The organism is Arcobacter sp. CECT 8985, from assembly GCF_004116495.1.
GTDB lineage: Bacteria > Campylobacterota > Campylobacteria > Campylobacterales > Arcobacteraceae > Malaciobacter.
In genome coordinates, this window is sequence record NZ_PDKC01000036.1 from 1 (window position 1) to 21,159 (window position 21,159).

At 26.7% G+C, this 21,159-nt stretch carries 20 protein-coding genes and 1 pseudogene; 18 read left to right on the plus strand and 3 right to left on the minus strand.

Going from position 1 to position 21,159, the window contains the following annotated elements; genetic code table 11:
• Nucleotides 1-270: 270 nt before the first annotated feature.
• The 9 genes from CRU93_RS12240 to CRU93_RS12280 are packed head-to-tail and all read left to right on the plus strand — an operon-like array spanning nt 271 to nt 8,728.
• Nucleotides 271-1,542, plus strand: coding sequence for an O-acetylhomoserine aminocarboxypropyltransferase/cysteine synthase family protein (locus CRU93_RS12240; RefSeq protein WP_129104485.1), 1,272 nt, complete (start codon nt 271-273; stop codon nt 1,540-1,542).
• Between the two features lie 10 nt (nt 1,543-1,552).
• On the plus strand, nt 1,553-1,966 hold the full coding sequence (locus CRU93_RS12245) for an Rrf2 family transcriptional regulator (RefSeq protein ID WP_129104486.1): 414 nt from the start codon (nt 1,553-1,555) through the stop codon (nt 1,964-1,966).
• Between the two features lie 17 nt (nt 1,967-1,983).
• Nucleotides 1,984-2,916, plus strand: a complete 933-nt coding sequence (gene cysK / locus CRU93_RS12250; protein WP_129104487.1) for a cysteine synthase A — start codon at nt 1,984-1,986, stop codon at nt 2,914-2,916.
• A 46-nt stretch (nt 2,917-2,962) separates the two neighbouring features.
• On the plus strand, nt 2,963-3,193 hold the full coding sequence (locus tag CRU93_RS12255; protein WP_129104488.1) for a DUF2061 domain-containing protein: 231 nt from the start codon (nt 2,963-2,965) through the stop codon (nt 3,191-3,193).
• A gap of 7 nt (nt 3,194-3,200) precedes the next feature.
• Nucleotides 3,201-3,899 (plus strand): phosphoadenylyl-sulfate reductase, encoded by a 699-nt coding sequence (locus CRU93_RS12260; protein ID WP_129104489.1) that lies wholly within the window; start codon nt 3,201-3,203, stop codon nt 3,897-3,899.
• Between the two features lie 59 nt (nt 3,900-3,958).
• Nucleotides 3,959-4,870, plus strand: a complete 912-nt coding sequence (gene cysD, locus CRU93_RS12265) for a sulfate adenylyltransferase subunit CysD (RefSeq protein WP_129104490.1) — start codon at nt 3,959-3,961, stop codon at nt 4,868-4,870.
• Nucleotide 4,871: 1 nt separating this feature from the next.
• A complete protein-coding gene (cysN, locus tag CRU93_RS12270; RefSeq protein ID WP_129104491.1) occupies nt 4,872-6,281 on the plus strand; it encodes a sulfate adenylyltransferase subunit CysN in 1,410 nt (469 codons plus the stop codon).
• Nucleotides 6,282-6,289: 8 nt separating this feature from the next.
• Entirely contained in the window at nt 6,290-7,393 is a 1,104-nt protein-coding gene (locus CRU93_RS12275; RefSeq protein WP_129104492.1) for a sulfite reductase, read from the plus strand.
• A gap of 48 nt (nt 7,394-7,441) precedes the next feature.
• Nucleotides 7,442-8,728 carry an aminotransferase class V-fold PLP-dependent enzyme gene (locus CRU93_RS12280; RefSeq protein ID WP_129104493.1) on the plus strand — a complete coding sequence of 429 codons (1,287 nt, stop codon included), beginning with the start codon at nt 7,442-7,444 and terminating at the stop codon, nt 8,726-8,728.
• Nucleotides 8,729-8,730: 2 nt separating this feature from the next.
• On the opposite strand, the gene CRU93_RS12285 is transcribed toward CRU93_RS12280, so the two are convergent.
• A complete protein-coding gene (locus CRU93_RS12285) occupies nt 8,731-11,274 on the minus strand; it encodes a methyl-accepting chemotaxis protein (protein WP_129104494.1) in 2,544 nt (847 codons plus the stop codon).
• A gap of 256 nt (nt 11,275-11,530) precedes the next feature.
• On the opposite strand from CRU93_RS12285, the gene CRU93_RS12290 reads away from it, so the two are divergent.
• Nucleotides 11,531-12,517 (plus strand): metallophosphoesterase, encoded by a 987-nt coding sequence (locus CRU93_RS12290; protein WP_309109281.1) that lies wholly within the window; start codon nt 11,531-11,533, stop codon nt 12,515-12,517.
• A 56-nt stretch (nt 12,518-12,573) separates the two neighbouring features.
• Nucleotides 12,574-12,921 carry a nitrous oxide-stimulated promoter family protein gene (locus CRU93_RS12295; RefSeq protein ID WP_129104496.1) on the plus strand — a complete coding sequence of 116 codons (348 nt, stop codon included), beginning with the start codon at nt 12,574-12,576 and terminating at the stop codon, nt 12,919-12,921.
• Nucleotides 12,922-12,978: 57 nt separating this feature from the next.
• Here CRU93_RS12295 and CRU93_RS12300 read toward each other — a convergent pair whose 3' ends face one another.
• Together CRU93_RS12300 and typA are read right to left on the minus strand one after the other, a co-directional pair.
• The gene (locus CRU93_RS12300) at nt 12,979-13,386 is read right to left on the minus strand and encodes an Hsp20/alpha crystallin family protein (RefSeq protein WP_129104497.1); all 408 of its coding nucleotides are present in this window, start codon (nt 13,384-13,386) and stop codon (nt 12,979-12,981) included.
• Between the two features lie 378 nt (nt 13,387-13,764).
• Complete coding sequence (gene typA / locus CRU93_RS12305) at nt 13,765-15,579, minus strand: translational GTPase TypA (RefSeq protein ID WP_129104498.1); 1,815 nt, start codon at nt 15,577-15,579, stop codon at nt 13,765-13,767.
• 224 nt (nt 15,580-15,803) lie between these two features.
• Here typA and CRU93_RS12310 point away from each other — a divergent pair, with 224 nt between their 5' ends.
• The 7 genes and pseudogenes from CRU93_RS12310 to CRU93_RS12340 all read left to right on the plus strand — a co-directional run.
• Nucleotides 15,804-16,886, plus strand: coding sequence for an ABC transporter permease (locus tag CRU93_RS12310; protein ID WP_129104499.1), 1,083 nt, complete (start codon nt 15,804-15,806; stop codon nt 16,884-16,886).
• Nucleotides 16,883-17,503, plus strand: a complete 621-nt coding sequence (locus CRU93_RS12315; RefSeq protein ID WP_129104500.1) for an ABC transporter ATP-binding protein — start codon at nt 16,883-16,885, stop codon at nt 17,501-17,503. The genes CRU93_RS12310 and CRU93_RS12315 overlap by 4 nt, the downstream gene beginning before the upstream one ends.
• The gene (locus CRU93_RS12320) at nt 17,490-19,052 is read left to right on the plus strand and encodes a cbb3-type cytochrome c oxidase subunit I (protein WP_129104501.1); all 1,563 of its coding nucleotides are present in this window, start codon (nt 17,490-17,492) and stop codon (nt 19,050-19,052) included. The genes CRU93_RS12315 and CRU93_RS12320 overlap by 14 nt, the downstream gene beginning before the upstream one ends.
• Nucleotides 19,040-20,008 carry a hypothetical protein gene (locus tag CRU93_RS12325; protein WP_129104502.1) on the plus strand — a complete coding sequence of 323 codons (969 nt, stop codon included), beginning with the start codon at nt 19,040-19,042 and terminating at the stop codon, nt 20,006-20,008. Before CRU93_RS12320 ends, CRU93_RS12325 begins: the two co-directional genes overlap by 13 nt.
• Entirely contained in the window at nt 20,001-20,525 is a 525-nt protein-coding gene (locus CRU93_RS12330) for a YceI family protein (protein ID WP_129104503.1), read from the plus strand. Before CRU93_RS12325 ends, CRU93_RS12330 begins: the two co-directional genes overlap by 8 nt.
• Before the next feature lie 3 nt (nt 20,526-20,528).
• Complete coding sequence (locus CRU93_RS12335; RefSeq protein WP_129104504.1) at nt 20,529-20,978, plus strand: hypothetical protein; 450 nt, start codon at nt 20,529-20,531, stop codon at nt 20,976-20,978.
• Nucleotides 20,975-21,159 (plus strand): annotated as a pseudogene (locus CRU93_RS12340) (metallophosphoesterase); the annotation flags it as partial. The gene CRU93_RS12335 and the pseudogene CRU93_RS12340, both read left to right, overlap by 4 nt.

Here is a 21,159-nt window from a genome sequence, read left to right on the forward strand (position 1 = left end):
ACATTATTTTTTAGACTTTTTTTTGAAATTTATAATAATTACTTTTAAAACTTATATAAAGCTTTATATAACTTTTGATATTCTTGTACATTATACTATTTTATGGGATTTATAAGATTTTATTTAATTCAAATAATTTAAACTATAGTATTTTAATAGGGTTTAAATTAGTAGTGATTTTATAGTTATTACATCTAATCCTTATAAAATCACTTGACAATATATTTATAATAGTATAAAATTTCGACATAAAAATTCAAAAGGGAAAAAATGCAAAAAGAGACTATTGCAATTCATGCAGGATACAACAAAAAAGAGGGACATGGATCAATGAGTGTTCCAATAACACAAACTACTGCATATGCATTTAGAGATTCTGAACATGCAGCAAACTTATTTGCCCTAAAAGAGTTAGGTCAAATATATGGAAGATTGACAAATCCAACAACTGATGTTTTAGAGCAAAGATTTGCAGCATTAGAAGGTGGAGCAGCAGCAATATGTACATCAAGTGGTCAAGCAGCTATTTTCTTTGCTATTGCAAATGTTGCAGAGGCTGGAGATAATATTATTATTTCAGATAAATTATATGGTGGAGCAGTTACATTACTTACTCATACTATTAAAAGATTTGGTATTGAAGCAAGAATATTTAATAGCGAAACAGTTGATAATTTAGAAAATCAAATTGATGATAAAACAAAAGCTATTTTCTTTGAATCTCTTTCAAATCCACAAATTGCTATTGGAGATATTGAAAAGATTGTTGATATTGCAAAAAGAAATGGCGTATTAACTGTTTGTGATAATACAGTTGCAACAGCAGCGCTATTTAATCCTATTAAATGGGGAGTTGATGTTGTTGTTCATTCTACTTCAAAATATACAAATGGTCAAGGAACTGCAATTGGTGGGATTGTTGTTGAAAGAGAAGGACTTGCAGAGTTCTTTAAACAAAACAACAAAAGATATTACCACTTTAACGAGCCAGATGAGAGTTATCATGGATTAGTATATACAGAAGTTCCTTTACCAAACTTTTGTCTTAGAATTAGACTTGCATTATTAAGAGATGTTGGAGCAACACAATCTCCTCATAACTCTTGGCTTTTAATTCAAACATTAGAAACTTTAGCTTTAAGAATGGAAAAACATTCAGAAAATGCTTTAGAGGTTGCTAAATATTTACAATCTCATCCAAAAGTAAAATCTGTTAACTATCCAGGTTTAAAGCAAAGTCCATATTATGATAAAGCTCAAAAATATTTTAAAGATGGTAAAGCATCTGGGCTTATCTCATTTGAAGCAGAAAGCTTTGAAGAAGCAAGAAAAATTATTGATAGTACAAAATTATTTAGTGTAGTTGTAAATATTGGAGATAGTAAATCATTAATTACTCATCCAGGAAGTACAACACACTCACAATTAAGTGAAGAAGAATTAATTGCAGCAGGAATTAATCCTTCAACAATCAGATTAAGCATTGGTTTAGAAAACCCTGAAGATTTAATAGAAGACCTAAATCAAGCTTTAAATAAATAGGAAATTAGAAATGCCATTAATTTCAACTAAGGGAGTATATGGGCTTTCAGCCATGCATGAGTTAAGTAAACATGACAAGGATACTCCCATGCAAATTAAAGAGATTTCAAAAAGTGCAAATATTCCACAAAACTACTTAGAACAACTTTTAAATAAGTTGAGAAAAGCGGGTTTGGTAAAGAGTATTAGAGGAGCAAAAGGTGGCTATGTATTAGCCCAAGAAGCAGAAGAGATAAGTATTGGAGATATATTAAGTGTTTTAGAGGATGATTTAAAAATAATTGACCAAAGAACACAAAATCCTATATTAAATCTTTTCTTTGAAGATGCAAAATTAAATATTAGAACTTTTTTTAATGTAAATCTATCAAAATTAGATGAATATCAAGAAAAGTATAATGAATTTTTACACTACAGCATATAAAATACAAGGAGTTAACAATGAAGTATGCAAAAAATGTTACAGAATTAGTTGGGAATACACCTTTAGTTGAATTACAAGGTGCATCAAAAGTTAGTGGAGCTACAGTTCTTGGAAAATGTGAGTTTATGAATCCTACTCACTCTGTAAAAGATAGAATTGGTACAAATATGATTAAAACTGCACTTGAAGGTGGATTAATCAATGAAAATACAACAGTTATTGAACCAACAAGTGGAAATACAGGTATTGCACTTGCTTCTGTTTGTGCGGGACTTGGAATTAAGTTAATTCTTACAATGCCTAGTTCAATGAGTATTGAAAGAAGAAAACTTCTTAAAGCTTTAGGTGCACAGCTTGTATTAACTGAGCCAGAAAAAGGTATGAAAGGTGCAGTTGAAAAAGCAGATGAATTAAGTAAAGAGATTGATAACTCATTTGTTCCTCAACAATTTGCAAACCAAGCAAATCCAGATATTCATAGAAAAACAACAGCAAAAGAAATTATTGCAGATACAGATGGAAAAGTTGATATTTTTGTTGCAGCAGTTGGAACAGGTGGAACATTAACAGGAACTGGTGAGATTTTAAAACAACATAATCCTGATATTCAAATCATAGCAGTTGAACCTGAAGCATCACCTGTATTAAGTGGTGGAAAACCAGGTCCTCATAAAATTCAAGGTATTGGTGCTGGTTTTGTTCCTGATGTATTAGATACAAAACTTTTTAATGAGATTATAACAGTATCAAATGAAGATGCAATTGAAGCTTCAAGAAAACTTGCAAAAGAAGAAGGTTTATTAGTGGGTGTTTCAGCAGGTGCAAATGTAAAAGTAGCACAAGAAATAGCATCAAGACCAGAAAATAAAGGTAAAACTATTGTAACTATTTTATGTGATACAGGAGAAAGATACTTAAGTTCTGGATTATATGAATATGAAGATGAGTAAACTACTCATCCTCATATGAGTAGTTATAAACATATGAGGAAATAAAATGCACGAAAAACCCTATCGTTCAGTAGTAAAATCGTTGTCATGGAGAACTCTTGGTACTATGGATACCATGATTATCTCTTATTTTATTACTGGTAATTTTGTTATGGCAGCATCAATTGGTTCTATTGAAGTTTTTACAAAAATGGTTTTATATTATTTTCATGAAAGAGCATGGAATAAAATTCCTCTTGGAAGAATAAAACCAACTCAAAATGATTATCAAATTTAGGCAAGTTATGAAGATTATAAATGAATTAAATGAAAAATTAAAAGATGCTTCTACACTAGAAGTAATTGAGTTTTTTTTAAATGAATACAAAAATAAGATTGCATTGGCTTCAAGTTTAGGAGCTGAAGATCAAGTTTTAACGGATATGATTTTAAAAACAGATAAAAGTACAAAAATTTTTACTTTAGATACAGGAAGATTAAATCCTGAAACATATGATGTTATGGATGCAACAAATCTAAAATATTCAGTAAAACTTGATGTTTATTTTCCAAAACTAGATGCTGTAGAAAATTTATATAAAACTCAAGGTGTAAATGGTCATTTTGAAAGTATAGATAATAGAAAAAACTGCTGTAAAATTAGAAAAATAGAACCTTTAAAAAGAGCACTCAATGGACTTGATGTTTGGTTTACTGGACTTAGAAGTTCTCAAAGTATTACAAGAGAAGAGATGAAACTTGTTGAATGGGATGAGGCTTTTGGTTTAATTAAAGTAAATCCTTTAATTAATTGGAGTGAAAAAGATGTTTGGGATTATATTAAATCAAATAATGTTCCATACAATAAACTTCATGATAATGGTTACCCAAGTATTGGATGTGCACCATGTACTAGAGCCATAAAAGATGGTGAAGACATAAGAGCTGGTAGATGGTGGTGGGAAAATCCTGAACACAAAGAGTGTGGTTTACACAAAAAATAAGTTGATATGTTCAAACCTTTAATTTGAAATATATTTAATAGTTTATTAATGGAGAGATTATGTTAGATACGAAAAGATTAACTCACTTAAAACAACTAGAAGCTGAGTCAATTCATATTATAAGAGAAGTTGTAGCGGAGTTCAATAACCCTGCAATGCTTTATTCAATTGGTAAAGATTCTGCTGTGATGCTTCACTTAGCAATCAAAGCTTTTGCACCTGCAAAGTTACCATTTCCTTTACTTCATGTGGATACTACATGGAAATTTAAAGAGATGATTGAATTTAGAGATAAAAGAGCTAAAGAGTTGGGAGTTGAGTTACTTGTTCATGTAAATCAAGAAGGTGTTGATCAAGGTGTTGGACCATTTACACATGGAAGTGCAGTTCATACAGATATTATGAAAACACAAGGGTTAAAACAAGCTTTAAATAAATACAAATTTGATGCTGTATTTGGTGGGGCAAGACGAGATGAAGAAAAAAGTCGTGCAAAAGAAAGAATTTACTCATTTAGAGATAAAAACCATAGATGGGATCCAAAAAATCAAAGACCAGAACTTTGGAATATCTATAATGGAAGAGTTCACAAAGGTGAATCTATAAGAGTTTTCCCTCTTTCAAATTGGACAGAACTTGATATATGGCAATATATTTATTTAGAACAAATTCCAATTGTTCCATTATATTTTGCTAAAAAAAGACCAGTTGTTCAAAAAGATGGAATTAAAATTATGGTTGATGATGACAGAATGCCTATAGAAGAAGGTGAAGAAGTAAAACAAGAAGTTGTAAGATTTAGAACATTGGGTTGTTATCCTCTAACAGGAGCAGTTGAAAGTTCTGCAACTACTTTACCTGAAATTATTCAAGAGATGTTACTTACAAAAACAAGTGAGAGACAAGGAAGAGTTATAGACCAAGACCAAGCAGGTTCAATGGAAAAGAAAAAAATAGAGGGGTATTTTTAAAATGTCACATCAATCAAATTTAATAGAATCAAATATTGAACAATATTTGAAAGAACATGAAAATAAAGAGTTATTAAAATTTATTACGTGTGGAAGTGTAGATGATGGTAAATCTACACTTATTGGAAGACTTTTACATGATTCAAAAATGATTTTTGAAGATCAATTAGCTGCAATCAAAAAGGACTCTAAAAAAACAAATACAACAGATAAAGAGTTTGATTTAGCACTTTTAGTTGATGGACTTCAAAGTGAGAGAGAACAAGGTATTACAATTGATGTTGCATACAGATATTTTAGTACAGATAAAAGAAAATTTATCATTGCAGATACTCCTGGTCATGAACAATATACAAGAAATATGGCAACAGGTGCATCAACTGCTGATTTAGCAATAATTCTAATTGATGCTAGATATGGAGTGCAAACACAAACAAGAAGACACTCTTTTATTACTAAACTACTGGGAATAAAACATATAGTAGTTGCAGTAAATAAAATGGATTTAGTTGATTTTAGTGAAGATAGATTTAATGAAATTAAAAAAGATTATGTTGAATTTGCAAAAGAAATAGGACTTGAAAATATAATTTTAGTTCCTATTTCTGCACTAAATGGGGATAATGTAGTTAATAAAAGTAAATTATCTCCTTGGTATCAAGGTGATACACTAATGAATACATTAGAAAATATTGAAATTTCAAAAGATAGAGATTTATCTCACTTTAGAATGCCAGTTCAATATGTAAATAGACCAAACTTAGACTTTAGAGGTTTTTGTGGAACTATTGCATCAGGAGTTATAAAAGTTGGTGATGAAATCACAGTACTACCATCTGGAAAAACTTCAAAAGTAAAAGAGATTGTTACTTATGAAGGAAATTTAGAGTATGCATATATTGAACAAGCAATTACTTTAACACTTGAAGATGAGATAGATATTAGTAGAGGTGACATTATTGTAAAAAGTGATGAACAACCAAATCATGCTAGTAGTTTAGATGTTGATATTGTATGGATGAGCGAAGAGCCCTTAACAAAAGGAAAATCATATTATATAAAAAGAGCAACAACTTTTACTTCTGGAAATATTGAACAGTTTTATTATAAAACTGATGTTAACACTTTGCAAAAAGATGAAACTGCAAATGTTTTAAATCTAAATGAAATTGCAAGTGTAAAACTAACTTTAGAACAAGAGATTGCTTTTGATTCTTATGAAAAAAACAAAGCAATGGGAAGTTTCATAATCGTAGATAGAATCACAAATAATACTGTTGGTGCTGGTATGATTAGAAACAAATCAAAAGAGCAATCAAAAATTGACTCTAACTATTCTGATTTTGAGATTGAACTAAATGCACTAGTTAGAAAACATTTCCCTCATTGGGATGCAAAAGTAATAAAATAGGTGCTTTTATGAATATAAAAGAAACACAATTACAAGAAATAGAGAGAATAAAAAAAGAAAAAAGTTCATTAGATATCTTAGCAGACATTTATATGTATGCTGTTTTAGGTGAGAATATAAGCAATGATGATCTATTGAGATTTCAATGGTATGGACTAACTCTACAAAAAGAAGATAATTCAAATCTTCTTTTTACATTAAAAATAAAAATTGTAAATGCAAAACTTACAATTGAACAAATTGAAATATTATTAAAAATTTCAAAAGAGTTTGCAGATAATAGTTTTAGATTTGTTACTAGACAAAATATTGAATTTGATAATATAAAAATATATGATATTCCTGCAATATTTAATTTATTAAATAAAGTAAATCTTCACTCTATTTTTGCAAGTGGTCACGTTCCAACAAATATTATGTGTTGCCCTATAAATGGATATAATAAAGATCAAGTAGTAGATGTTAGTGATATAGTTTTAAAACTAAATGATGATTTTGAAGGAAATAAAAACTTTTCAAATTTACCAAATGAACTTAAAATTATGGTTGATGGATGTGGATGTGTAGGACAAAATTGCGATGATAATGATCTATTTTTTAAAGCAATTAAGAGTTCTAATGGTAAAATTCAATTTAAAGTTAATATTAGTGGTGTTAAACAGCTAGAAACTATTGGTTATATTGCACCATCACAAGTTATTCCTCTTGCAAAAGCAGTTGCCAAAATATATAGAGATTTTGGATATAGAGGTAAGAAGAAGCAATCTAAACTTGCTTATTTAGTTGACGATTGGGGTATAGATGAATTCATCCATATTATACAATCAGAACTTGCATTTAGAATAAAAGATACTTATGACTTTATAGATACAAAAAAAGATTTTGAAAACTATAATGGTATCTTTGAAAGTAATAAGAAAGATTTTAGTTTTTTAGGGTTTGAATTAAAAGATAAAAATATAAATTCAAACGGATTAGAAAATCTATATATACTTTTAAAAAAATATAATGCAACAGAAATTAAAATTACTCCAAAAGAGAATATTATAATTTTAGATGTTCCAAGTAATAATGCGATTTCACTTGAAAAGGAATTAAAAAAGAATTTTTAAGTTGATGTTTCTATAACTTGTAGAATAAATCAAAATAAAAGATGCTAAATGAAAAATAACCTATTTAGAAAAATTATTGATTCTAAAGATATAAAAAAAAATATTATTGGCCAACATAAAAATTTGTATTTTGATTATACAGCTTCAGGATTGGCATTTGAACCAATCGAAACTCGTATAAATGAAGTTCTTCAAACATATGCAAATACTCATTCTAAAGAAGCTTCAATGGCTAATACAACCAATAACTACTTCGAAGCAGCAAGAGAGAATCTAAAAAAAATGTTTGAACTTAATGAAGAGTTCACAATTTTACCAAATGGCTGTGGAGCAACTGCAGCTATAAAACATTTTCAAGAAATTATGGGAGTTTATATTCCTCCTGCAACAAAAGAAAGATTTAATATACAAGTTGATGAATCAAAGCTTCCATTAGTACTAATTGGTCCATATGAGCATCACTCAAATGATGTAAGTTTTAGAGAAGCATTATGTCAAACAATTAGAATTAATTTAGATGATAAAGGACTTGTAGATTTAAACCATTTAGAACAGATACTTAAACAAAATAAAAATAGAGAAATAATAGGTAGTTTTTGTATTGCTTCAAATGTAACAGGAATAATTAGCGATTATAAAAGTATTTCAAAATTACTTAGAAAATATAATGCAATTGTATGTTTTGATGCAGCAGCAAGTTCTCCTTATATGAATATTCCATGTGAATATTATGATGCAATGTTTGTATCTCCTCATAAACTATTAGGAGGACCAGGAAGTTGTGGTTTATTATTGATTAGAAAAAGCCTAGTTGATAGTAATATAAGTCCAACATTTGCTGGAGGAGGAACTGTTTTATATGTTAATAAAGATATTCAAGAGTATGATAAAAAAATAGAAAATAGAGAAAATGCTGGAACACCTGGTATATTACAATTTATAAGAGCATCTTTAGCTTATCAATTACGAAATGAAATTGGTTTTGAATATATAAAAGAAAAAAAAGAAAAACTTACAAAATATTTCATTGAACAATTACAAAAAATATCAAATATTATAGTTTATGGAAATTTAGAAGCTTCAAATATTGGTATTGTATCTTTTAACATAAAAGATTTAAGCCCTTATGATTTGTGTGCAAGACTATCAAATATCTTTGGAGTTCAAACAAGAGCTGGTTGTTCTTGTGCAGGCCCATATGGACATGATTTATTAGGAATACAGAAAGTTGACTTAGCAAATAAACCTGGATGGGTAAGAGTTTCTGTTCATTATACAATGGAAAAAGAAGATATTGATAATCTTCTACATGCTATCAAAGATAGTATCAAATGATACTATCTTTCCTCGCAATTTAACTCTTTTAATCTATCTAAAATATCAAATACTTTTAATATATCTTTTTCCACTATTTGTGCTTCATCTAAAATCTCTTTATTCTCTTTTCCTTCTGAGAATAAATTAACAGTATTTTGAACTTTATCATGAACTTGTTTATGCAATTCTTTAAGTTCTTTCCACTCATTTGAATTTGCAAATGGTTTATTTTCATTTTCATCCATCCATTTACCAAGTTCGCAAAGATGATGGTTTTTCACTTTTACTTCTTTTCCAATTTCACATTGTGCAAAAGAGTTATTTTTAAATACAATATGATCTGATTTTAATTTATTTAAAGTAAAAATCATAGAAGGATCACAAATTCTTTTCTTCGATTTTTCATTATATGATGTATGACTTATTGCATTACTTAAATTTCTCACTAATTGCTGTGTATTTTGAGCCATTGTACTAATTGTTGTTGACAATGATGCATTTTCTTGTGTTGCTTTATCTAAATTATTAACAGTATCATTTATTTGAGTAATAGCTGTTTGTTGCTCTTTTGAAGCATTTGAAACTTCATCAATTAGTCTAATTGTAGTATTAATTGTCTCATCTAAATGGTTATAACCATTTAACATTTTATCAGTAACTTCTTTACTTTCTTGTGCTTTTAAAGTTGCACTTTCTACAATACCTTTAATCTCTTTTGCAGCTTCAGCACTTCTACTTGCTAGATTTCTTACTTCTTGTGCAACAACTGCAAATCCTTTGCCAGCTTCTCCTGCAGTTGCTGCTTCAACTGCTGCATTCAATGATAAAATATTTGTTTGAAATGCAATTTGATCAATTACAGTAATTGCTTCATTTATAGAGATTACTTCATCATTTAATTTACCCATTGAATCAACAGTTAAATTAGCTAATTTTTTACCCTCTTCATTTGATTTAATCACATCTTTTGCATATGTACTCATTTTTTGAGCATTTTCACTACTTTGGAAAATTGTAGAAGTTATCTCTTCAATTGCTGCTGCAGTCTCTTCTAATTGTGCTGCTTGCATATTCGAAGATTCACTCAATCTTTTTGAAGCATTTGTTAATTCATTAGAACTTGTTGATAACTTTTCATTTGCATCATCAATTAAAGCCATTACTTCTGATATTGTTGATTGAGTTACTTTAACTCCATCAAGTAGTGATGCAATAAGTCCTGTAACACCATCAATAGTTGGTACATCTATATCATATCTTGCATGAGATAACTCAATAAATGTGTCTGACAATATATTTAGATTTTTACCAGTTTTTTCTATCATCTCATTTATTACATGAATTAATAAAGTAACTTGTTGAGAGTTTGCTTCTTTTTTAATATTATCATTAAATAATCCTGCATTAACTTTTTCTATAACAACTCTTGCTTCATCTATAACTTCTCTATCTTTAGATATTCCTGCTTCTATACTATCTAAGTATGAGTTGAAACTCTTTACAACATCTCCTATTTCATCATTATTTTTAACATCAATATGATTAGCACCTGAACTATTACTTTTTATATCATCAATTGCTTTTTTTAGATTTTTTATTGGAGAGATAATAGTACTTTTCATACTTATTAAAGATATTATAACACTTATTATTAAAGATAAAAATAGAATAACCAATGAAATAAATATAATATCAGTAACTTGATTAATGGCTAAATATACTATATTTGACGGTCTTGCAACTAAAGCAATACCTAAGTCATTACCTTGAAAATCTTTTAATTTTATATATGTATAAACATATTTTGAAGTTGAATAAATTTTATTTTTTAATAGTTTATTTATATCAATAGTTTTTGCATCTGATAAAAATTTTTTATTTATAAATTTTTGAGAGATTACATATTTATTTAAATATATTTTACTATCATCAACTTTTGCAACAAGATGTGATTTATCCATTAAAAATAAAAATTCATCTTTATTTTTATCAAATTCCTTTGCAACTGAATTAATTCCTTGCATAAACTCTAACGATCCTAAATGTTCTGTCTCATCAATGATAGGAACAACTGATCTTATACTTAAACCTGCTTTACCAACTTCAAGTGTATTTACACTTTTTTGAGTTTGGTTTACAGTAACTACACTTTTTCTAAAAGAACTTAAATCATCACCAAATTTATTTGGTTTCCAACTTCTTAAAAACGAATGATTATCTTTTGTGTGAATATGTACTTTTATATTTTTAAAAGGAGTATTCTCTTTCATATTTAAAGATAACTTGTCTAACTCTTCAATAGCAAGCTCTCTATTATTCGTCTTAAGTGCTTCTTTTATTGATCTATCATTTGCAATTGAAACTGCATTTGATATACCTATATTTAACTTATCATTAATACCATTTTTTGCAAGTGTTTGTAAATCCTGCTCGACATTAATATAAACATCTTTAGTTAGATTATTCTTATAATGTTGAAGAACAAAGTAGCCAATAAACATGGTAACGACCGCAACAAATAAAGAAATTAAAGTAAATTTCTTTGATATTGTAAAATTTTTCATAATATGCCTTCCCTAGCTAAATTGAATTATTATACTTTAAGATTCATAAAATTATTATTATTTTAATTTAAGTCTAAATTCATTTTTTGTTAAAATTTTTATTATATAATAGTTAATGAGATTTTTAATTTTTAGTATTATTTTTATTACTGTTTTTGCTCTAATTACTCTTTATATTTCAAAGAGGTTTGTAAATAAGCTCCATTTTAAAGAGGTTTATAAAAGATATATAAACTACTTCTTAATATTAAACCTATTGGGAGTTTTTGCATATTTACTATTTAGGAGATACCCTTTAATTCCTAATGATATTTACTTTTTACTTAGCATTCCCATAGGGCTCATTTTTTTATTATTTTCTACAGCTATAATTTATGATATTTCTTTAATTTTTATTAATAAAGGTGTAAAAGATTTATCAAGACGTCACTTTTTAAAAAAATCACTTGATTTTAGTGCTTTAGCAGTTGCAGGTGGAATTAATGCAAAAGCTATGTATAATGCAAAACATACAATGTTAGAAGAAGTATCCATTAAAATTAAAAAACTAAAACAAAAATATAATGTTGTTCAAATTAGTGATATTCATATTGGAGGATTAATTGATAAAGAATTTATATCTTCAATGGTAAAAAAAATAAATCTTTTGAATCCTGATGCTATTTTAATTACAGGGGATTTAGTAGATACGAATTTAAAATTTGCCAAACCTGCTTTAGAAGAGTTAAAAAAATTAAATAGTAAATATGGTACATATTTTATAGTTGGAAATCATGAATATTTTCATGGAGTTGATAAAATTATTTCTTATATTAAAACATTGGATATAAAAGTATTAGAAAATAATAATACTTATATTGGAGATGAAAATCAAGGGTTTAATCTTGCAGGAGTTTATGATAGATTCGGAGATAAATTCGGCTCTTATAAACCTGATATAAACAAAGCATTAAATCATATAAATTCAAACTCACCAACTGTTTTATTAGCACATCAACCAAAATATATAGAAGATTTAAAAGATACATCTAAAATTGATTTGATATTAAGTGGGCATACTCATGGTGGTCAAATTGTTCCTTTTAATTTATTAGTAAAATTACAACAACCCTATATTAAAGGCCTTCATCAACACAATAAAACTACACAAATTTATGTAAACAAAGGAACTGGATTTTGGGGACCTCCTATGAGATTAGGAGCAAGTTCTGAAATTACTCATATAAATCTTATACCTTCTTGATTTTAGTCATTGTTTTTTCACTTTAGTATTATAAAATAAAATAAAAAGATTTTAAAATGACTAAAGAAAAATTCCAATCAGAAATATTTACACTTAAAAAATTTTATGAATATTATTGTAAAGATAATCATACAAATTTAACTTCAAATAATATTACTCTTGAATATAAAGATTCAAAGTTCATATTAAATATTACTTTATGTGAAGATTGTAAAAAAAATATTGAGTATTCATTTTTAAAAGTACAAGAGTGTAAACATGAAATAAAGCCTAGGTGTAGGAAATGTCCTAATCCTTGTTATGATAAGAGTCATTGGAAAAATACAGCAAAAATCATGAGATATAGTGGAATAAAATTAGGTCTAGTATCAATTAAAAGAAAAATAAAAAATATATTCAAGTAAAGAAAAAACTTTACTTGAATAACTCAAAAAATAAGTGCTAGTAACTATTTATAAAAATTATTTAATTTGAATAATCTTTTTATGCTTTTCTTCTGCTAATTTAGGAACTACAATTTCTAAAACTCCATCTTCATAATTAGCATCAATATTTTCTATATCGGCATTTTCTGGTAGATTAAATCCTCTACTAAATTTACCAAATGATGTTTCAACTTTATAATAATCTTCTTCTTTTATCTCTTCTTTTGTTTTTCTTTCACCTGAAATTGTTAAAACATCTTTATGAATATCAACTTTTATATTTTCTTTTTTTACACCTGGTAAATCAACATCAATGTGATATGCAAACTCACCTTCTCTTGTATTTACCATAGGAACAAATCCACTTACACCTTCATTTGCTTTGTAGAATTTTTTTTCAAATTCAGCAATATCTTTAAATGGATCAAATCTTGTAAGTAACATAATCTTCTCCTCTTTTAAAAATACTTGATGGATTTCCTATCAAGTTGATGTAATTATAACAAATATTTTAGCACTTGTCAATACTAAGTGCTAATTTTTAGCAAATAAATATAAAGATTGCTAATTTGCGCTAGTTATAAATATAAAAGTACTACTTATTGTCAAAATATATATTGCTAAAACAATTATATAATCTTTTTTATTTGTATTAATTTGCATTTTTTCTCCTTTTTATAGGAGAAAAAATCTCCTATATTAATTTTTTTCTATTTTTATCCTAAGATAATCTGTCATTTATATAAATTCCTATTTTTTAGATATAAAAAAAGGGAGAAGAGCTAAAAGCCCTCCTCCCTTTTAAATAGATTTTTCTATTTTTTAAGCGAATTTAGTCTTTTTAGCTGTTCTTTTTCTTGCTGTTGGATCAAGTTCTCTTTTTCTTACTCTAATTGATATAGGAGTAACTTCAACAAGTTCATCCTCTTCAATCCATTCTAATGCATTTTCTAAAGACATATTTCTTGGTGGAACAAGTTTAATTGCTTCATCTGCACCAGAAGATCTAACGTTTGATTGTTGTTTACCTTTAATAGGGTTTACATCTAAATCATTAGATTTTGCATGCTCTCCAATTACCATTCCGATATAAACTTTATCTTGAGGTTTGATAAACATACTTCCTCTATCTTGTAAATTAAAAATAGAATAACCTAAAGCTTCACCATTTTCCATAGAAACTAAAGCTCCATATTTTCTACTTTCAACTACTCCAGAGTGTGGTCTAAACTCTAAGAATGAGTGGTTAAGTACACCCTCACCTTTTGTTTCTGTTAAAAACTCTGTTCTAATACCAATTAATCCTCTTGCTGGAATTTCAAATTCTAATCTTGTAGAACCTTCACCCATTGGTACCATATTTGTCATATTTGCTTTTCTTTTTCCAAGCTTTTCAATAATTGCACCTGAATACTCATCTGGAGTATCAATTACTAGGTGCTCAAATGGCTCTAATTTTACACCATTTTCTTCTTTAATAATTACTTCTGGTCTTCCAATTGAGAATTCAAAACCTTCTCTTCTCATATTTTCTGCAAGAATAGTAATTTGAAGTTCACCTCTTCCATTTACTTTAAACTTACCTTCACCTGTTTGCTCATAATTCATAGCAATATTAGTGTTCATTTCAGCTTCTAATCTTTCATTGATTTTATTAGAAGTTACAAATTTACCTTCAGTTCCTGCTAATGGAGAATCATTAACTGAAAATGTAACTGAAAGTGTTGGTTCTTCAATATGCATAGGATCTAGTGGCATTGGATCATTTAAATCACATAAACTATCTCCAACATCAATTGCTTCAAAACCGGCAACTGCACATATATCACCAGATTCTACTTTCTTAACTTCAATTCTATCAAGACCTTTAAATCCTATTAGTTTAGAAACTCTACCTTTAATTTTTTCACCGTTGGCCTTACAAAGCATTACAGTTTCACCTTGAGAGATAGTTCCATTAAAAATTCTTGCAATACCAATTTTTCCAATAAAGTTATCATAATCTAATGTAAATACTTGAAGTTGTAAACCAGTTTCATCATTTCCTTTTGGCTTTGGAACTTCTTTTAAAATTGTTTCAAATAAAGGTTTTACATCTTTCTTTTCATCTTCTAAGTCTAAAATAGCATAACCATCTTTTGCTGCTGCGTAAACTACTGGGAATTCTAATTGTTCTTCTGTAGCATCCATTTGTGCAAAAAGGTCAAATACTTCATCAACAACTCTATCTGGATCACCAGCAGGCTTGTCAATTTTATTTACTACTACGATTGGTCTATGACCTAAAGATAGTGCTTTTTTTACAACAAATTTTGTTTGAGGCATAACACCTTCTTGTGCATCAACAAGAAGTAAAACAGAATCAACCATTTTTAAAACCCTCTCAACTTCACCACCAAAATCGGCGTGACCTGGAGTGTCAATAATATTAATTCTTACACCTTCATAATCAATTGCAGTATTTTTAGAAAGAATTGTAATTCCTCTTTCTTTTTCAATATCATTACTATCCATTACTCTTTCATCTACTGCTTGGTGTGCTGAAAAAGTTCCTGATTGTTTTAGTAATTCATCTACTAATGTTGTTTTACCGTGGTCAACGTGTGCGATAACGGCAATATTTCTAATATCTCTCATTTACTCTCTTTAAAGTTAAATTTCCGCGATTATACTAAAATCTAACTTAAAGTGAGTGTAAATCTTGAAATTAAGCTTAAAAAAAATAGAAATATCTATAAAAATTAAGATCGAGTTAGTTAATTATTTTAAAGCCTAAATAGTTATATGAATTATTTTTCATATTTTATTCACTCATAATTCATAAAAGATAGATAAATTTATAAAAAATAAAAAGGCTATCAATGTTAAATTTATCTTTTAAAGCTTTAAAAGCAAATAGATTAAAAACTTCTCTTATTATCTTAAGTTTAGTTTTTTCAATAACATCAATCTTTTTAATAACTTCTATTTCAAATGGTGTTATATCAATGTACTCTTCAATGCTAAAAAGTGATGGAGATATTATTATTACTCAAAAGAATATATCTGATACTTTTTTTTCTAATGTTGATATAAAACTTCTAAAAAAACTAAAAAAGTTACAACAAGTAAAAAAAGCCTCTGCTCTTATTGTAGGTGCATCAATAGTAGAAGATTTACCAATTGTTGCAGTTTATGGTGTGACAAAAAATAGATTTAATAACTACAGATTAACTAAAGGAATTTATCCAAAAAATGGTGAAGTTTTAGTTGGTAAATCAATATTTGAAACATTAAAAAACAAAAAAGAAGTTGTAATTTCAAATAAAAAATTTAAGATTTCTGGTGTTTTTAAAAGTAAAATAGGTTTTGAAAATGGAGGGGTTGTTTTAAATATAAAAGATGCAAGTAATATATTTAATAAAAGTGCATCAATGATAATGTTAAATTGTAAAATTGATACAAATATAGATGCCTTAGTAAATAAAATAAACAAAATAGATAATAATATTCAAGCAAAATCTACTAACAATTTTGTGGATAATTATAATCAATTCAAAATTATCAAAACCTCATCAAATGTAATTTCATTTATCTCATTTTGTATGGGATTATTAACAATTGCATCAATTTTAAGTATTACAATAAATCAAAGAAAAACAGAATTTGGTATAAAAAGAGCAATTGGTATTTCAATGAAAAAAATACTACTTCAAATAATGAGTGAAAGTATTATTTTAGCAATTGCAAGTTTTATTATATCTATTTGTCTTGCAAATATAGCACTATTTTTCATAAAAAATATATCTTATTTACATGGGTATGTAAATGGTGAAATATCTATTAATATATCTATATTTATATTCATTACATCTATTTTAATAGCAGTACTTGGTTCAATTATTCCTGCATTAAATGCATCAAAAACAGATCCTATTATTTTAATACAAGGAAATAAAATATGATTAGTATAAAAAATATTTCACATAAATATGAAAAAGAGTTTGTATTAAAAAATATAAATTTAAACATAAAAAAGGGCTCATTTGTAGCAATAACTGGTGAAAGTGGAAGTGGTAAAACTACACTTTTATCTATTATTTCAACACTTTTAAAACCAACAAGTGGTGAAGTCTTATTTGAAAATATAAACTACAATAATATAAAAAATATTGACAAATTTAGACAAGAAAATATTGGTTTTATATTTCAATTTCATTATTTAATAAATTATCTAACTGTTAAAGAAAATATTCAATTAGCAAATGAAAATGCAACTGATGAAAAAATCTTAGAAATATTAAAACAATTAAAAATTGAATCTCTTATTAATTCTTATGCAAATGAGATATCAGGTGGACAAAGACAAAGAGTTGCAATTGCAAGAGCTTTAATAAATAATCCAAAAGTAATTTTTGCAGATGAACCAACGGGAAACTTAGATTCAAAGAATTCATTAAATGTTTTTAATTTATTTAAAGAGTTAATAAAACAAGGTGTAACACTTATTGTTGCAACACATGATAAAAATTTAGCAAGTTTGGCAGATATAAACATTGAGGTAAAAGATGGACAACTTTAATTTATTTATAGAAAAACAGTTTAAAATTTCAGCTGTATTTCTGTTTTTGGGACTTTTTTTTGGTATTTTATACTCTATTAATTTACTTGGATTTTTTATTGATTCAACTACATTAAATCCTGTAAATATTAGAGCAATACATATTTCACTTATGCTATATGGATTTGTTCCATTAATGCTTTCGTATTTACCTTTTTTACTTATAAACAAAGAAGTAGGCAGTACTAAAGAAGGTCTATTTTATCTAAATTTATACACTATATTTTGGTATATTTTTTTGATTTTTATGATTAATACTTTATTATTTGGAAATACAAGAGGCTTAGCATTTTACGATTTTGCTTATGAGTTAAATTTTATTTTGGCATTTGCAGGCGTATTTTATATTATTGCTTTATATAAATTTATTAAACTTTATAAAGTAAAACCAACTTGGGTAAAAGTATCTTTATATATTGTTATTGCTGCACCCTTTGCACTACTAATTTTAATGAATCCAACAATAGGACAAGTTGAAAGTACTATTAGTGGACCACATGGCGACAACACTTTAGGAATGAGTTTTGCTTTAATTCCAATTTATTATTTAATAATCAAATTTTTAAGTAAAAATGATTTCAAATCAAGATGGAATATCTTTTGGATAATACCACTTGTATTTTATATCTTATCTGTATTACATAGAACATTTATTGGGCATTTAACTTATAATCAAGAGTGGTTCTTTCAATACCTTACTCTATTTTATATTCCCCTACTTTATAGATGGTATAAAGATGCAAATATTGAAAAATATTCAAAACTTGCACTATTGATATCTATTGGTGCATTTTTATTTGTAGATGTAGAAGGAAATATACTATTTATACCAGAACTTAGATGGGTTTTTCATAGAAATGATTTAGTTATAGCACATGCTCATGTAGCAATGGGTATTGGCGTATTTTTTATGGTAATTTCAATGTTTGTTTCTTATATAAAACAGCTTCAAAAAATACACTTTTACATTTTATATTTAACAGGATTAATAGGTATTTTTATAGTTTTAACTTTAAGTGGGTTTTCACAAGCTTCTATGATTAAAGCTTCAACTTATACATTTTGGGAATTTAGAACATTTTTTGGGATTATTACATTTTTATCAATTATTGCTTTTATAAAATTCAAAACTAATTTCACACTATTGGAAAAATATAATATTTTTGGTCTTCTAAGTGATGGGTTAGGTGGAATCTTTCTAATTTTACTATCTAGTTATTTATATGCACTTTTTGGTTTTAGTTTTCAAGGTAAATATGAGTATGTGGTTTTTGCTTTTGTAAGTATGACAGGAGTAATTCATTTTCTTGCTTTTAAATATAAACAGCATGAAAATATTCTTACAAAACTTACTGTTTTTATTAGAGTATTTATAAGTTCAATATTTTTCTCTTTATATTTAGCAAAATCTCTTCATATAGTTGCACTATTAATATCTTTATTTGATATTTCTATGGTGGTATTTTATTTAGTTTATATTTATAAAAAGGAGCAATTATGCAAAAATTAGCATTGGTTTTTTTCATAGCCTTTGAACTATGTTATTATTTATTAATAGCACAAACAGGAATTGTTGAGCACTTTTCATCAAACATATTTGCAATGGCTCCTTTACCTATTGGTGGAGTTATTGGCTCAATTTTAAGTTTTGCTATAAAAATTTCTCAAAAAAATAAAATTTTTATATTTTTAACTGTTCAATTAATAGTTAGCATGTTTTATCCAAACTTAAATGCATTCTTACTTTTAATTTTAGGTATTAGTGTAGGAGCATTAGCTCCACTATTAATAAATGAGTTAAAAAAAGCATCAAATATCCAATTAGGTTTTGCTTTAGCAATCTCTTATGCACTTGGTACTTTTTTATTTACTTATGATGCAAGTAAAAGAACTGGTATTGCAATTTTATTTACTATACTTACTTTAATATCATCATTTTTTCTTGATATGAAAAAACATAAAGATTTAACTAAAAATAGTTCTAATTACTCACTTTTTATAATGGTTTTATGGATATTTTTAGATTCTTCTTTATTTGAAACATTATCAAGAGATATAGATATATCTATATGGAGAGATGGATTTAGTTTAGAAATAGCGACATTTCATATCATAGGTGTTGTATGTGCATTCTATTTTAAGATGGAAAAAGTTCAAAAAGAGCTTCTAATTATTACACTATTTGCTCTTTCTTATCTTTTCTATTTTTTACAAGAACCATTGATTTTATCAATTATATATCCATTTGTAATCTCATTTTACAATGTAGTGATACTTCAAACTATTGTAAAAAAAGATTTAAAAACATTAGGTATTTATATGGTATTTATAGGTTGGGTTGCATCTGGTGCTGGATTATTTGTAGCTTTAGAAAACTTAATTTTATATGTACCATTACTGTTTTTCATTTCATTAATAAAAATTTTAATTACACAAATTCAAAACAAGGAGATAGCATATGTATAAATTAATTATATTAGCATTTTTTGCAATTGCATTAAATGCACAAAATTTAGATTTTTCCAATGGAAAAATCTCAGCACATACTGAAGTTTTTGGAGATAGCCATATAGATCCATTTTCTGAAAATATCAATTCAACCCTTACAATAAAAGATAAGATTGATACAATAAAAGGGGAAATTTCATTAAAAACTTTATCATTACATAGTTCTAATAAAGATAGAGATGAACATATGTATAAAGTTTTACACGTAAATGATTTTGCAACAATAACTTACAAAATATCAGAAATAAGAAAAGTAGATGATGCATATGAAATTAGTGGAATATTAATATTAAATAAACAAAAAAGAATTGTTTCATCAAAAGCACAAATAGTACAAAAAAACAATCATATAATTTTAGATGGTAACTTTAATATTAAACTAACTTCATTTAATATAGAACCACCAACAATGTTCTTTTTAACAGTTAGAGATCAAATAGATATAACTTATCATTTAGATTATACAAAAGAGTAAAAGTTGAAAAAGATAATTTTATTAATAAGCTTAGTCTTTTTTGCTTATGCAAAACAGTTTCATGTTGGAGATAAAATAGGTATGTTTTCTTTACTTGATCAATTTGATGTAAAGCATACAATAGATAAAAACATAAAAACTATTATTGTTTCATTTGAAAAACAAACAGGTAAAGATGTAAATGAATTTCTAAATTCAAAAGATCCAACATTTTTAAAAGATCATAATGCAGTTTTTATAGCAAATATCTCAGGTATGCCAACTATAATAACAAAACTTTTTGCTCTTCCTAAAATGAGAGATTATAAACATAAAATTTTGCTAATTTATAACGACAGTGATACAAGATTTAAAAATGTTGAAGGAAAATCAACTTTATATAAATTAGAAAATGGTGTAATAAAACAAATTAAATTTATTACAAAAGATGATTTAGAAAAAGTTTTCAAATGAAACTTCCAAATATATCAAATTTAGATGTAACTATAAAAAATGAAGATTTGCATAATATGCAAATACTTCATCTTAGTGATTTACATATTAATAAAAAAACTTCAATTGAAACTATAAAATCTTTAGTAGATATTTGTAATAACATAACATATGATATTTTAGTAATTACAGGAGATATAAT

What these genes read in the sequence shown, in the direction of transcription:
- CRU93_RS12260 (WP_129104489.1), top strand. Translation starts at nt 3,201, where the DNA reads ATGAAGATTATAAATGAATTAAATGAAAAATTAAAAGATGCTTCTACA.
- CRU93_RS12320 (WP_129104501.1), top strand. Translation starts at nt 17,490, where the DNA reads ATGGACAACTTTAATTTATTTATAGAAAAACAGTTTAAAATTTCAGCT.
- CRU93_RS12280 (WP_129104493.1), top strand. Translation starts at nt 7,442, where the DNA reads ATGAAAAATAACCTATTTAGAAAAATTATTGATTCTAAAGATATAAAA.
- CRU93_RS12315 (WP_129104500.1), top strand. Translation starts at nt 16,883, where the DNA reads ATGATTAGTATAAAAAATATTTCACATAAATATGAAAAAGAGTTTGTA.
- typA (WP_129104498.1), bottom strand. Translation starts at nt 15,579, where the DNA reads ATGAGAGATATTAGAAATATTGCCGTTATCGCACACGTTGACCACGGT.
- CRU93_RS12330 (WP_129104503.1), top strand. Translation starts at nt 20,001, where the DNA reads ATGTATAAATTAATTATATTAGCATTTTTTGCAATTGCATTAAATGCA.
- CRU93_RS12300 (WP_129104497.1), bottom strand. Translation starts at nt 13,386, where the DNA reads ATGTTACTTACAAGATTTGATCCATTTAAAGATATTGCTGAATTTGAA.
- CRU93_RS12295 (WP_129104496.1), top strand. Translation starts at nt 12,574, where the DNA reads ATGACTAAAGAAAAATTCCAATCAGAAATATTTACACTTAAAAAATTT.
- cysN (WP_129104491.1), top strand. Translation starts at nt 4,872, where the DNA reads ATGTCACATCAATCAAATTTAATAGAATCAAATATTGAACAATATTTG.
- CRU93_RS12310 (WP_129104499.1), top strand. Translation starts at nt 15,804, where the DNA reads ATGTTAAATTTATCTTTTAAAGCTTTAAAAGCAAATAGATTAAAAACT.
- CRU93_RS12255 (WP_129104488.1), top strand. Translation starts at nt 2,963, where the DNA reads ATGCACGAAAAACCCTATCGTTCAGTAGTAAAATCGTTGTCATGGAGA.
- CRU93_RS12275 (WP_129104492.1), top strand. Translation starts at nt 6,290, where the DNA reads ATGAATATAAAAGAAACACAATTACAAGAAATAGAGAGAATAAAAAAA.
- CRU93_RS12285 (WP_129104494.1), bottom strand. Translation starts at nt 11,274, where the DNA reads ATGAAAAATTTTACAATATCAAAGAAATTTACTTTAATTTCTTTATTT.
- cysK (WP_129104487.1), top strand. Translation starts at nt 1,984, where the DNA reads ATGAAGTATGCAAAAAATGTTACAGAATTAGTTGGGAATACACCTTTA.
- CRU93_RS12325 (WP_129104502.1), top strand. Translation starts at nt 19,040, where the DNA reads ATGCAAAAATTAGCATTGGTTTTTTTCATAGCCTTTGAACTATGTTAT.
- CRU93_RS12245 (WP_129104486.1), top strand. Translation starts at nt 1,553, where the DNA reads ATGCCATTAATTTCAACTAAGGGAGTATATGGGCTTTCAGCCATGCAT.
- CRU93_RS12240 (WP_129104485.1), top strand. Translation starts at nt 271, where the DNA reads ATGCAAAAAGAGACTATTGCAATTCATGCAGGATACAACAAAAAAGAG.
- cysD (WP_129104490.1), top strand. Translation starts at nt 3,959, where the DNA reads ATGTTAGATACGAAAAGATTAACTCACTTAAAACAACTAGAAGCTGAG.